Origin of the sequence: Vibrio tritonius, assembly GCF_001547935.1 — a bacterium.
GTDB lineage: Bacteria > Pseudomonadota > Gammaproteobacteria > Enterobacterales > Vibrionaceae > Vibrio > Vibrio tritonius.
Window position 1 is genome coordinate 2,956,054 of record NZ_AP014635.1, and the last position, 13,075, is coordinate 2,969,128.

Here is a 13,075-nt window from a genome sequence, read left to right on the forward strand (position 1 = left end):
CATTAAGCTTACTCTTCTTCAGAGGCTGCCGTATTGCTTTCTTCAATTTCAATCGCGGAAACGCGTTGTAAGCCTCTTGGCAATAACCCACCACGACGACCACGCTCACCACGATAGTTATCAAGATCAGCAGGTTTCAAACCAAGCTTACGTTTACCCGCATACAAGGTAATCGCTGCCCCCTGAGGAATCACCACTAAGTGAGAAACCACTTCTTCACGAGACTTCGCTTTCGCCGCTGGAATATTAATGATCTTATTCCCTTTGCCTTTACTCAATTGAGGCAAATCTTTAATTGGGAACAACAACATTCGACCTTGGTCTGTAATGGCTAGAATCTCATCCTCATCAATCTTCTGGATTGGTTGTGGAGACATAATTTCGGCATTTTCAGGCAAGTTCACTAACGCTTTACCACTACGGTTTTTCGACAGTAAATCAGCGCCTTTACATACAAAGCCATAACCGGCATCGGAGCCAACCAGCCATAACTGTTCGTCTTCTCCCATTACCACCTGACGAATAGAAGAACCTTCAGCAAGATTCAAGCGACCCGTAATTGGTTCACCTTGGCCACGTGCTGATGGCAATGTATGAGATTCAAGCGAGTAACTACGGCCATCACTAGCGAGGAAAATAGCTTGCTGATTACTCTTACCACAAGCATGCGCCAAATACTGGTCGCCCGCTTTGTAATTCAAGCCTTCGCAATCGACTTCATGGCCTTTCGCATGACGCACCCAACCTTTATCGGAAATGATCACAGTGATCGCTTCATTTGGTAGTAGATCACGTTCGGTCAAGGCTTTCGCTTCTTCACGCTCAACAAGAGGTGAACGGCGATCATCACCGTATTTTTCTGCATCGGCTTTAAGCTCTTTCTTGATCAACGTATTCAAACGACGATCGGAGCCAAGAAGTTGTTCTAGTTTTTCACGTTCTTTTGCTAGTTCGTCTTGCTCTCCACGAATCTTCATTTCTTCAAGTTTCGCCAATTGACGTAACTTGGTATCAAGAATCGCATCAGCTTGAATCTCACTAATGCCAAAGCGTGCCATCAATACCGGTTTTGGTTCATCTTCACTACGGATGATTTCAATCACTTCATCAATATTGAGGAAAGCCGCCAACAAACCTTCTAGAATGTGCAAGCGAGCCATCACTTTATCAAGACGGTGTTGCAAGCGAGCACGCACAGTCTTAATTCGGTATTGCAGCCATTCAGAGATGATTTGTACCAAACCTTTCACTTGAGGACGGCCATCAAGACCAATCATATTCAAGTTAACGCGGTAACTTTTCTCCAAATCGGTTGAAGCAAACAGGTGATTCATCACCACATCGCAATCGACACGATTTGAACGAGGAACAATCACAATACGCGTTGGGTTTTCATGATCCGATTCGTCGCGCAAATCTTCGATCATCGGCAATTTCTTAGCTCGCATCTGGTTAGCGATTTGCTCAAGCAATTTCGATCCAGACACCTGATGCGGAATCGCCGTAATAACGATGTCTGAATCTTCTTTATGCCACACCGCACGCATTTTGACGCTACCACGACCAGTGGTATAAATTTTCTTCAAATCCGCTCTTGGCGAAATAATTTCTGCTTCAGTTGGATAATCCGGACCTTGCACAAATTGCATCACATCCGACAATTCCGCTTTCGGATTATCGAGCAGATGAATCGCAGCTTCAGCCACCTCACGAACATTATGTGGTGGGATATCGGTTGCCATACCTACCGCAATGCCCGTTACCCCATTTAGCAAGATATGAGGTAAGCGTGCTGGCAACATTTTTGGCTCTTTCATCGTGCCATCAAAGTTAGGCTGCCACTCAACCGTACCTTGGCCTAATTCACCAAGTAAAACTTCAGAGAACTTAGACAGTTTTGCTTCGGTATAACGCATTGCTGCGAACGATTTTGGATCATCCGGTGCACCCCAGTTACCTTGGCCGTCCACGAGTGGGTAGCGGTATGAGAAGGGTTGCGCCATCAGCACCATAGCTTCATAACATGCTGAGTCACCATGAGGATGGTATTTACCCAATACGTCACCAACGGTACGTGCTGATTTTTTGTATTTAGCCGAAGCCGATAAACCCAGCTCCGACATGGCATAAATAATACGGCGTTGTACTGGCTTTAAACCATCGCCGATATAAGGCAATGCACGGTCCATGATGACGTACATTGAATAATTCAGATAAGCATCTTCAGTAAACCGTCTTAACGGCAGCTGTTCGACACCATCGAAACTCATCTCAGTTGACATTCATTACCCCTCAACTTCCGCTAAATCACCGTTACTTTGCAACCAACTGCGTCGATCATCGGCACGTTTTTTACCCAGTAACATATCCATCATCTCTTCAGTCGCTTGGTTATCATCAATGGTTAGCTGAACTAAACGACGAGTGTTTGGATCCATGGTTGTTTCACGAAGTTGAATTGGGTTCATTTCACCCAACCCTTTGAATCGTTGGACATTAATTTTGGCTTTTTTCTTACTTAAACGCTCAGTAATTGCAGCTTTTTCTGCTTCATCGAGTGCATAATGCACTTCTTTACCACAGTCGATACGATACAGAGGAGGCATCGCAACATAGACGTGACCTTCTTCGACCAATTTGTAGAAATGGCGAGTAAACAGAGCGCAAAGCAAGGTAGCAATATGCAGACCATCGGAGTCCGCATCGGCCAAGATACACACTTTACCGTAACGTAAACCTTCTAGGTTGTCGGTATCTGGGTCGATACCTAACGCCACTGATATATCGTGTACTTCTTGTGAAGCCAATACTTGGTCACCAGCCACTTCCCATGTGTTTAGGATTTTACCGCGCAGCGGCATAATGGCTTGGAACTCACGGTCACGAGCTTGCTTTGCACTACCGCCCGCAGAATCCCCTTCCACTAGGAAGAGTTCAGTGCGGCTCAAGTCTTGTTGTGAACAGTCAGTTAGTTTGCCCGGTAGCGCAGGACCAGAAGCCACTTTTTTACGTACGACTTTTTTGCTCGCCCGCATACGCTTATGCGCATTGGCGATACAAGATTCAGCCAATAGCTCAGCTAGTTGGGGACGCTCGTTCAGCCATAAACTGAATGCATCTTTAACCACGCCAGAAACAAAACCTGACATTTGACGAGAAGACAAACGCTCTTTAGTTTGGCCTGCAAATTGCGGATCAAGCATTTTCACCGACAAGACATAAGCACAACGATCAAAGACGTCTTCACCCGTCAGTTTCACACCACGCGGCAACAGATTACGGAATTCACAGAACTCACGCATTGCATCTAACAAGCCTTGGCGTAACCCATTGACATGAGTACCGCCTAACGCCGTTGGAATCAAGTTAACGTAGCTTTCCGTGATTAAATCACCACCTTCTGGCAACCAGATAAGTGCCCAATCTGCCGCTTCGGTTTCAGAAGAGAACTTACCAGTAAAAGGTTCTTCAGGAAGCGTAGGAAAACCTTTCACCCCTTCCGCAAGATAATCTTTTAAACCATCTTGATAGCACCAGTGATGTTCGTTGCCGTTAACCTTATCGGTAAATACCACTTCCAAGCCAGGACATAACACGGCTTTCGCTCGTAAGTTATTGATCAGCTTGCTAACCGAGAAGTTAGGCGAATCGAAATATTTGGCTTCAGGCCAAAAATGAACGCTGGTACCTCGATTGCGACGACCACAGGTCCCCGTAACCGTTAAGTCAGAGACTTTATTGCCATGTTCAAAAGCAATTTCATACACTTGTCCATCACGGCGTACGGTCACTTCAACGCGATCAGAAAGTGCGTTAACCACCGAAATACCCACCCCGTGTAGACCACCGGAGAATTGATAGTTTTTATTAGAAAACTTACCGCCGGCATGCAACTTACACATGATGAGTTCCACACCAGAGACTTTCTCTACTGGGTGGATATCTACTGGCATTCCCCGCCCGTCATCAATCACTTCGAGTGATTGATCCGCATGGAGAATAACTTGAACCTTAGTTGCATACCCAGCCAACGCTTCATCGACACTGTTATCGATGACTTCTTGCCCTAAGTGGTTAGGACGGTTGGTTTCCGTATACATCCCAGGTCGGCGACGTACTGGCTCTAAGCCATTAAGAACCTCAATGGCTCCAGCATTATATTGTTCTGTCATAATACGGAATGCTTATATCGAAAAATTATGTGTAACTTTACCACCCAATATAAAGAGCAGTAATCATTTTCACTTCGTGGGGCACCTGTTTTAGGCACCAGTGTTACTGTGAGATAGCTCAGTAAAATGATAAAAGTCTAAGGGAGACATAGTCTGGATAAGACTTAATGATGTCAAGTGGCACTATTAATGCAATGATTAATTTTATGACGTTTCCCGCAACAGCATCTTACAGATTTAAAAACTGGACGATTTTTTCAGGGTAGCGCTCAAAATTGACAAAGCTATGATCACCACCTTGCTCAACAGTTTGAACGGCATCACTATATTTAGCTATCGCTTGCTGATAATCCAACACTTCATCGTCAGTCTGACTCAAGATCCATACTCGTTTCGGCTCTGGCAAAATCATACAATCCAGCGCTTTCAACTCATGCATATGATACTCGGTTAATTCGTATTGCTCATGAGTATAAGGGTTCTGTTGAGGACCAAGATAATCAACTAAAAGGTCATAAGGTTTGACCGCTGGATTCACCAATACCGCAGCAACACCATACTTCTGATGTAACCAAGCAGAGAAATACCCACCTAACGAGCTGCCCACCAAGCCTATGTGATAATTGGCTTGATACTCATCCATTAGCGCTTCGAGACAAAGAGCTGCCTCGCGCGGATAGTTGGGCAGTTTAGGCACCACGACTTTGATATCTGGTCGATGCTCTTCACAATAACGAAGCATCACTTGTGCCTTGTGCGACAGTGGCGAACTGTTAAAACCATGAATGTAAATGAGCATAGATGGCTTAGACATAGTTAATACCCATTTGCATTATAATCAGGGAGATAGCGGCCATTTTCTAGGCGTTGCACTTGAGTATTAATTTGGCCATCTGCCAACAATTCTAATTCACGCCACCCCGGAGAGCGACGATCAACAGAAAATTCATTCGACTTAGGCTTAAATTGTGCACAAGTGGATGGTGTAGCAAGAACCCTTACCCCCTGATGCTCTACATCTAACTCTTGATGAATATGACCACATAAAACCGCTCGTACACGATGATACTTAGCCACTACACGCCAAAATTCATCACTATCCTTGAGTGTGTGTTGATCGAGCCATTCGCTATTAACCAATATCGGATGATGGTGTAACACAATCAGAGCCCAACGATCGGGATGAGCAGCAAGAGCTTTATCAAGCAGAGTTAATTGCTCTTGGCTCAGACGACCATGTGGCACTCCCTCCACCTGAGAATCCAACATAATCACAAGCCAATGCTCTCCAACTAAAATTTCATGTTGCGAATGAATCTGAGCGGATGGAAGCATATTACCCATGTGCGGTTTAAAATCATGGTTCCCCGGTAACCAAAAACACGGTTTGGCTAGAGGAGCAATTCCTAGAGTAAAACGCTGATAGGATTCTTGGCTGTGATCTTGAGAAATGTCTCCGGTCGCGAGAATCGCATCAAATTTGACTCGCTTATCCTGAACATCCTTTACCACTGCGGCAAAACTATCCGCCGTATTTACTCCCAGCAGAGCGCCGTCATCTGGAGCAAACAGATGAGTATCGGTTATCTGCAACAGCTTGATACTGCTTGAGTTATCTATACTGGACGACACGTTCAAAATCGATAAACCTGCTAATTATTGAGGACTGATGTTGATTGGAGAGCGGCTAATACCATGTCTCAAACAGAAGGTAAGCCAATCGCCTAAAAAACGGTTGATTTGTGCCTTTTCGTCTTTCTGCACCATACTTTCGTTAGGGTAATCATAACGAGCTTGCACGCGCGCGAGCTGATCTGTCGCGGAAACTTCTGCTACCCGAGCGTCGTGATATAGCCTGACAGACATTGTAGGCAAAGGAAATACTGCAATTTGATCACTTTGACAAATATCGACCAAGGTCGTGTATTTAGTTACTTCAGAAACTTCCAACTGGTAAGTCATATGCGCAGCTTGATAGCAACGCACCTCACCCACAGCAGGTTGAGATGGTAACAAAGCATTGAGTTTTGCGTAGTTAGTTTCGTAAACTCGCATCAACTCTTTTAAGTCAACGTGATATGGTTTGTGCAAGATTATTTCTGCCATTGCTTTCGTAAGGTTTGATAATTTAGCTCCAACCATTGCAGCGCAATAATCGATGCCCCATTCTCAATTCTGCCATTCTTGACCAATTGATAGGCCTCTTCGCGGCTAACCACGTGAACCATAATATCCTCTCCTTCATAGTCTAAACCATGAACGCCTTTTGCAAGAGAAGCATCCACTTCACCGACATACACTTCGAGTTTTTCAGAACAGCCACCAGAAGAAGGATAGTATGAGGTAATTTTTTCCACTCGGCCAACTTCGACACCAGCTTCCTCCATCGCTTCACGACGGACCACTTCTTCTGGGCTTTCATCACGGTCAAAAATACCCGCGACAATTTCCAATTGCCAAGGATGAGCATGCTCTAAAGCACCGACACGAATTTGTTCAATGATCACAACCTTATCTTGCTGAGGATCATACGGGAGCAGCGCTGCAGCACTTCCTCGTTCAAACATCTCACGTACGATAGGTTCACTCCAGCCACCTTTAAATAAGCGGTGCTTAAAAGCATATTTAACCATACGGAAAAAGCCTTGAAAGACTGTTTCCTTCGAGATAATTTCGAGATCTTGAGAGGAAAACTCCTCTTTAATCGGCCCTTTATCTTGCATTTTAACCCCCTCCCAGTGAATCCTATAGTTTACTCATGGAACAAACTTCCAACCAAGGACATTGCTCAACTTTTTATACAATTTTTAAATTTTTATTTAGATAGCCAAAAACAATAAAAACTGTACACTTGTATAGCAAAATAAAAATATAGAAAACTTTAGCATCAATTATCGCTAATTTACGATAAACTCTTCCAACTAAGATTTTTAATATTATGGCAGGAATAGAACCGATGAAAAAACTGCTCCCTATTTTAATTAGCGCAGCGCTTGGGGGCCTTAGTGCTTCCGCATGGGCAGACAATCTTGCTCAAATCTATGAATTAGCTAAGAAGAATGATCCACAACTTCTTGGTACAGAAGCTCAACGTGACAACGCTTTTGAAGCTATCAACTCAAGCCGTAGTTCACTACTGCCACAGATTAATTTGACTGCTGGCTATAACGTTAATCACAGCGATGAAGATGCCCGAAACAGCAAAGCGCTTACTGCGGGTGTTAATTTCAGCCAAGAATTATACAAACGCTCGAGCTGGCTATCACTTGGTGTCGCAGAAAAGCGCGCACGTGAAGCTGACGCACAATACGCGGCAGCGCAGCAATCTCTTATCTTGCGGGTCTCTACCGCCTATTTTGAAGTACTGCGAGCTCAAGACAGCTTAGCCTTTGTTCGTGCAGAAAAAGCCTCTGTTGGTCGTCAACTAGATCAAACTAAGCAACGTTTTGAAGTTGGCCTATCCGCGATTACTGACGTCCACGATGCTCAAGCTCAATATGATGCGGTTTTAGCTGACGAAATCTTAGCGCAAAATACGTTGACCAATAGCTACGAAGCGCTACGTGAAATTACCGGACAAGAAGCCACCCACCTGAGCATTTTGGATACCGATCGTTTCTCGACCAGCAAACCAAGTGAGACCATTAATCAGTTGGTAAAAGATGCAGAAGAAAAAAACCTGACCCTGCTTGCTAGTCGTATTTCTAAAGATATCGCCAAAGACAATATCTCCATTGCGAAATCGAATAACTTACCTTCCCTAACTCTAGACGGTGGTTATAACTACAATCGTGAATACGATTCAGATTACGCATATTACGACACCTACGCTGGCCATAACACCAAAGACCTTAATGTGGGTATCAACCTGTCTATTCCACTGTACACCGGTGGAAACTTAACCTCGTTAAGCAAACAGGCTGAATTCTCATTTGTTAAAGCAAGCCAAGATCTTGAAGCCCAATACCGTAGCGTAGTAAAAGATGTTCGCGCTTATAACAACAACATCAACGCTTCTATTGGTGCAATTCGTGCGTATCAACAATCTTTGGTATCAGCTAAATCAGCGCTTAAAGCGACCGAAGCAGGTTTTGAAGTGGGTACTCGTACCATCGTTGACGTACTCGATTCTACACGCCGCCTATACGATGCAAATAAAAACCTAGCTGACGCGCGTTATGATTACATTCTTAACGTTCTACAACTGCGTCAAGCGACGGGTAATTTAACAGAGCAAGATGTCCTAGACATTAATGCTGGTCTGAAAAAATCAGACAAATAAATGATGAAGTGACTCGCGATTAGTGTCTCATAACCATTTAGAAAACCATCAATAAACAAAACGCCAGCAACATGCTGGCGTTTTCGTTAGAAAGGCGTTGACTTCAGCGTCATCACTTATGGGCTTACCCCCGACCACCTTTGATCGCTTCAATGATTTCGCTGGTTGAACAACCATCTTCAAAGTTTAATACGCGAACTTCACCGCCAGCTGCAATCACCTCTTTACCACCAGCAATTTGTTCTGGTTGGTAATCACCACCTTTCACAAGCAGTGAAGGGAGTACTTCAGAGATAAGGCGCTGTGGCGTATCTTCACTAAACGGCACAACCCAGTCTACCGCGCCTAGCCCAGCTAACACAGCCATGCGACGATCGGTTGAGTTTACAGGACGTCCTGGACCTTTGAGACGCTTGACTGAATCATCTGTGTTCACTGCAACAATCAGGCGATCGCCCAATTCAGCAGCATTGTTCAGGTAAGACACGTGTCCTGCGTGCAGAATGTCAAAGCAACCATTGGTCATCACTACTTTCTCGCCACGAGCGCGAGCTTGCTTAACCGCTTCAATCAGCTTAGCTTCCGTGATAACACCAAATTCAGAATCGCGACTACCGTGTACAGCTTCCGCGAGTTCAATGGTTGAGATGGTTGATGTGCCCAATTTACCCACCACGACACCAGCAGCGGCGTTAGCAAGTGCACATGCTTCATCCAGCGACTTACCAGCAGAAACAGAAGCGGCTAAAACAGAGATTACCGTATCACCGGCCCCTGTAACGTCATACACTTCTTTTGCTTGAGTCGGTAAATGGAAAGGATCTTGACCACGACGTAATAACGTCATGCCATGCTCACTACGAGTCACTAACAAGGCTTCAAGATCGTATTTCTCAATAAGCCCCAAGCCCTTAGCCACCAAGTCGTCTTCCGATTTCACTTTTCCAACGACTTGCTCAAACTCAGACATATTTGGCGTAAGCATCGTCGCGCCGCGATAAGGTTCGAAATCTGCGCCCTTAGGATCAATAAACACTGGCACATTCGCTGCTCGTGCTTTTTGAATAAACTGCTGCACATGCTCTAAAGCACCTTTTGCATAATCCGACAGAATGACCGCTTTGACTTTAGGAAGCGCCGTTTCCATACGAGATAAAATAAGATTAGCATCGGTGTTTTCGAATTTGTCTTCAAAATCTAAACGGATCAACTGCTGACCACGACTTAACACACGTAACTTGGTGATGGTTGGATAATCAGGCAACGCAACAAAATCACAACTCACCTTTAGAGAAGTAAGTTTATTTTCTAACACTTGCGCTGGTTCATCTTGACCAGTCAAACCAATAATGTGTGCAAAACCACCCAATGAAGCAATGTTCATCGCGACGTTGGCTGCACCGCCAGGACGCTCTTCATTTTGTTCTACTTTTACAACCGGCACTGGCGCTTCTGGAGAAATGCGTCCGGTTGGGCCATACCAGTAACGATCAAGCATGACGTCACCAATGATCAACACACCTGCATCATTGTAATCAGGTAGAATGGGCTTCATTATGGTTCTCCAATAATCAATATGCCGCGAAGTTTACCATAGCCTTCACGACGACAAAAACTCTCTCAGTTCAGCCATTGCTGCCAGATAGAACGTACATGTTCTCTTTCTGGCACAAATTTGTCTTCTGTAACGTCTGCTGAAAGATGTAATAAATTACGATGATGTATTTGATCACGCATAGAAGTGTATGCATGAGTTAACGCTTGAGCGTTTTCTAGCGATAGGACACCTTGCTGCGCTAAAGATTCAAAAATACGTACGTTATCCGACCAAGTCGTTAATAACGGCTTTTGATGACTAAAGCGCAACACCAGATACTGAGCAAGAAATTCAATGTCAGTAATTCCCCCCTCATCTTGCTTGAGCATAAAGCGTCCCGGTTTTTTACTTGAAAGATGCGTGCGCATCTTTTCACGCATCTCTACCACGGCTTGACGCAGCGACTCTTCTTGGCGAGGCAAGGAAAGAATGTCATGACGAACTTGGTTAAATCCATTTTGTAGAGGCTCATCACCAAATATCATTCGAGCACGGACTAAAGCTTGATGCTCCCAGGTCCATGCTTCTTGTGCCTGATATTCGTGAAAAGCATCAATGGGGCTGACTAGTAAACCAGAAGCGCCCGATGGGCGTAAGCGAGTGTCTACTTCATACAAAATTCCCGATGCAGTTCGAGTCGAGAAAATATGGATAATACGTTGCACTAAACGTAAATAGAATTGGCGACCATCAATCTCCTTAGTACCATCGGTATAGACGCTGACAGGACAGTCGTGTAAAAACACCAAATCTAAGTCGGAGCTATAGCCCAATTCCCAGCCGCCCACTTTACCATAGCCGATCACAGCAAAGCCTAAGCCATCTCGCTCTTTGAGATGAGTTGGTACACCATATTTCTCTTTAACCTGCCCCCACGCTTGATGAACCACAGCCTCGACTATGGCTTCAGCTAAAAAGGTTAAGTGATCACTCACTTTCATCACAGGCAATACTCCTGCTATATCCGCAGCAGCAATCTTCAAAATACAGATCTGTTTAAACTGACGCAGCCCCTCCATCTGCTGTTCCATATCATCTTCAGGAATGCGCGCTAAGAAATCACGTAACTCACTGCGATATTCCGTCACCTCGATGGGGTGATAAAGATGCTGGGGATCAATCAACTCATCAAGCAATATAGGATAACGCGCCAACTGTTCTGAGATCATTGGGCTGGCAGTGCACAATTTTACGAGTTGCCCTAAAGCCGCTTCATGTTCATCAAGCAATTCTAGGTAGGTCGTCCTAGTCACAATATGGTTGAGTAAGTTCAACACTCGGGTAAAACCAAACTGCGCATCAGGATGAGCAAAGATGGTGTGAAACACTTTTGGCATTAGATGATTCAGCACTTCTCGGCCTCTTGGCCCAAGAGTTTTCTTCGCCAGATCTTGCTTAAATTGCAACAAGGTTTCGACCAAATATTCACTCTCTTCCATGTGTATATCTTGCTCAAAAATCTGCCTGATCATTTCGCGGTTAGTTGCCATGTCCCACAGTTCTGAAAAATGTTCCGCAACGCTCGCTTGATTATCATGTTCTTCATCTTCTTCACCAATCAAAGCAATGAAGATGGCATGCACTGAACTCATGGTTTCAATGATGATTTGATTGAGCTCTTCCCAACATTTAAATCCCATGGCAAAAGCGAGACGCTGTTGGTCGAGTGAATTATCGGGCAGCGTCTGTGTTTGCTTATCATGAAGGGCTTGTAACAAGTTCTCTAAGCGACGCAAAAAGCGATAGCTCTCGCAGAGAGTCTGCACTTCATTCTCCTCGAGTAAATCCAACTCGCCAATTCCCTGTAAGGTTTCCAGCAACCCACGTTTACGTAGCTGAGGTTCACGACCACCACGAATTAATTGGAACGATTGAGCGATAAACTCAATTTCACGGATACCGCCCGCGCCTAATTTGATGTTGTTAGTGAGCCCACGACGACGCACTTCACTGCGGATCATCGCTTTCATGCGGCGCAGAGACTGAATGGCACTAAAATCAATATAACGACGAAACACAAATGGGCGTAACATCTGCCGCAACTCTTGATATTGCGGGTACATTTCCCGTCCCATTACCCGCGCTTTGACCATGGCGTAACGCTCCCAATCACGCCCCTGCTCTTGGTAATAATCTTCTAGAGCCGCATAACTCATCACTAATGGACCACTCTCGCCAAAAGGGCGTAAGCGCATATCGACGCGATAACAGAAGCCATCAACAGTCTGTTGATCCAACAACTTGATCAAACGCTGCCCTAAACGAGTGAAAAATTGGGCGTTCGCGATAGAGCGACGCGTACCTTGAGTTTCACCATTTTCTGGATAGGTAAAAATCAGATCAATGTCAGAAGAAAAGTTAAGCTCACCGCCACCTAATTTCCCCATGCCAATAATCAGCATAGGTTGAGGCTCCCCTTGGCCGTTAGTTGGCGTACCGAACTCATCGCAGCAAACCCGATATAACCAACGGTAAGCTTCAAAAATGATCGCTTCAGCCAGTTCAGAAAGATGATTTAGACTCTTTTCTACAGGCCATTGAGCAAGGAAATCACGCCAAGCAATTATGGTCATCTCTTGATAACGAAACCGACGTAAACAGCGCATCGCATCCATTTCAGTTTTGCATTCACTTAACTCTTGAGCTAAATCAGTTCGATAATTTTCATCGCGCGCAGAGACTGACAATAACTCAGGCAACTGACTTACTAATTCAGGATCTCGCGTTAACGTTGCCGCGACAAAGGGGCTGAGCCCAAGCACAGTATTTAGCTCTTGTTGCAATGCGGGCGACCAAGAGTTCACACCAGCACATTCGCTATTTAAAGACACCCAATGAGTCTTTGCAGCAGCTGCGATTTCCAACGGTAATGACATAAAAGATCCTTATAGAGCCATCAGTTAGCAAAGGTATGCTTGAGAGTATACTCAAGTCAGATAAGAAAACTAACACGACTCACTGAAAATCGCGCCCCAGCGACAGAAAGCAAAAAGCCTGCACATTGGCAGGCTTAATCGTAAACAC

The 13,075-nt window shown here is 44.8% G+C and carries 9 protein-coding genes; 1 reads left to right on the forward strand and 8 read right to left on the reverse strand.

Annotated features, from left to right (window positions below):
* Nucleotides 1–8: 8 nt before the first annotated feature.
* From parC to nudF, 6 genes are all read right to left on the reverse strand, one after another.
* Nucleotides 9–2,282 carry a DNA topoisomerase IV subunit A gene (gene parC, locus JCM16456_RS13075; RefSeq protein ID WP_068715035.1) on the reverse strand — a complete coding sequence of 758 codons (2,274 nt, stop codon included), beginning with the start codon at nt 2,280–2,282 and terminating at the stop codon, nt 9–11.
* A gap of 3 nt (nt 2,283–2,285) precedes the next feature.
* The gene (gene parE, locus JCM16456_RS13080; protein WP_068715037.1) at nt 2,286–4,172 is read right to left on the reverse strand and encodes a DNA topoisomerase IV subunit B; all 1,887 of its coding nucleotides are present in this window, start codon (nt 4,170–4,172) and stop codon (nt 2,286–2,288) included.
* 229 nt (nt 4,173–4,401) lie between these two features.
* A complete protein-coding gene (gene yqiA / locus JCM16456_RS13085; protein ID WP_068715039.1) occupies nt 4,402–4,986 on the reverse strand; it encodes an esterase YqiA in 585 nt (194 codons plus the stop codon).
* 2 nt (nt 4,987–4,988) lie between these two features.
* The gene (cpdA, locus tag JCM16456_RS13090) at nt 4,989–5,810 is read right to left on the reverse strand and encodes a 3',5'-cyclic-AMP phosphodiesterase (RefSeq protein ID WP_068715041.1); all 822 of its coding nucleotides are present in this window, start codon (nt 5,808–5,810) and stop codon (nt 4,989–4,991) included.
* A gap of 18 nt (nt 5,811–5,828) precedes the next feature.
* Nucleotides 5,829–6,278 (reverse strand): DUF1249 family protein, encoded by a 450-nt coding sequence (locus JCM16456_RS13095; protein ID WP_068715043.1) that lies wholly within the window; start codon nt 6,276–6,278, stop codon nt 5,829–5,831.
* Nucleotides 6,266–6,895, reverse strand: coding sequence for an ADP-ribose diphosphatase (gene nudF, locus JCM16456_RS13100; RefSeq protein WP_068715044.1), 630 nt, complete (start codon nt 6,893–6,895; stop codon nt 6,266–6,268). The genes JCM16456_RS13095 and nudF overlap by 13 nt, the downstream gene beginning before the upstream one ends.
* A 233-nt stretch (nt 6,896–7,128) precedes the next feature.
* Here nudF and tolC point away from each other — a divergent pair, with 233 nt between their 5' ends.
* Nucleotides 7,129–8,454, forward strand: a complete 1,326-nt coding sequence (gene tolC, locus JCM16456_RS13105) for an outer membrane channel protein TolC (RefSeq protein ID WP_068715046.1) — start codon at nt 7,129–7,131, stop codon at nt 8,452–8,454.
* Between the two features lie 124 nt (nt 8,455–8,578).
* Here tolC and hldE read toward each other — a convergent pair whose 3' ends face one another.
* Both hldE and glnE read right to left on the reverse strand, forming a co-directional pair.
* Complete coding sequence (gene hldE / locus JCM16456_RS13110) at nt 8,579–10,009, reverse strand: bifunctional D-glycero-beta-D-manno-heptose-7-phosphate kinase/D-glycero-beta-D-manno-heptose 1-phosphate adenylyltransferase HldE (protein ID WP_068715048.1); 1,431 nt, start codon at nt 10,007–10,009, stop codon at nt 8,579–8,581.
* A 65-nt stretch (nt 10,010–10,074) separates the two neighbouring features.
* Nucleotides 10,075–12,927: a bifunctional [glutamate--ammonia ligase]-adenylyl-L-tyrosine phosphorylase/[glutamate--ammonia-ligase] adenylyltransferase gene (gene glnE, locus JCM16456_RS13115; protein WP_068715050.1), complete on the reverse strand. Its 2,853-nt coding sequence runs from the start codon at nt 12,925–12,927 to the stop codon at nt 10,075–10,077.
* Nucleotides 12,928–13,075: the final 148 nt, after the last annotated feature.

What these genes read in the sequence shown, in the direction of transcription:
- parC (WP_068715035.1), bottom strand. Translation starts at nt 2,282, where the DNA reads ATGTCAACTGAGATGAGTTTCGATGGTGTCGAACAGCTGCCGTTAAGA.
- parE (WP_068715037.1), bottom strand. Translation starts at nt 4,172, where the DNA reads ATGACAGAACAATATAATGCTGGAGCCATTGAGGTTCTTAATGGCTTA.
- yqiA (WP_068715039.1), bottom strand. Translation starts at nt 4,986, where the DNA reads ATGTCTAAGCCATCTATGCTCATTTACATTCATGGTTTTAACAGTTCG.
- JCM16456_RS13095 (WP_068715043.1), bottom strand. Translation starts at nt 6,278, where the DNA reads ATGGCAGAAATAATCTTGCACAAACCATATCACGTTGACTTAAAAGAG.
- nudF (WP_068715044.1), bottom strand. Translation starts at nt 6,895, where the DNA reads ATGCAAGATAAAGGGCCGATTAAAGAGGAGTTTTCCTCTCAAGATCTC.
- tolC (WP_068715046.1), top strand. Translation starts at nt 7,129, where the DNA reads ATGAAAAAACTGCTCCCTATTTTAATTAGCGCAGCGCTTGGGGGCCTT.
- hldE (WP_068715048.1), bottom strand. Translation starts at nt 10,009, where the DNA reads ATGAAGCCCATTCTACCTGATTACAATGATGCAGGTGTGTTGATCATT.
- glnE (WP_068715050.1), bottom strand. Translation starts at nt 12,927, where the DNA reads ATGTCATTACCGTTGGAAATCGCAGCTGCTGCAAAGACTCATTGGGTG.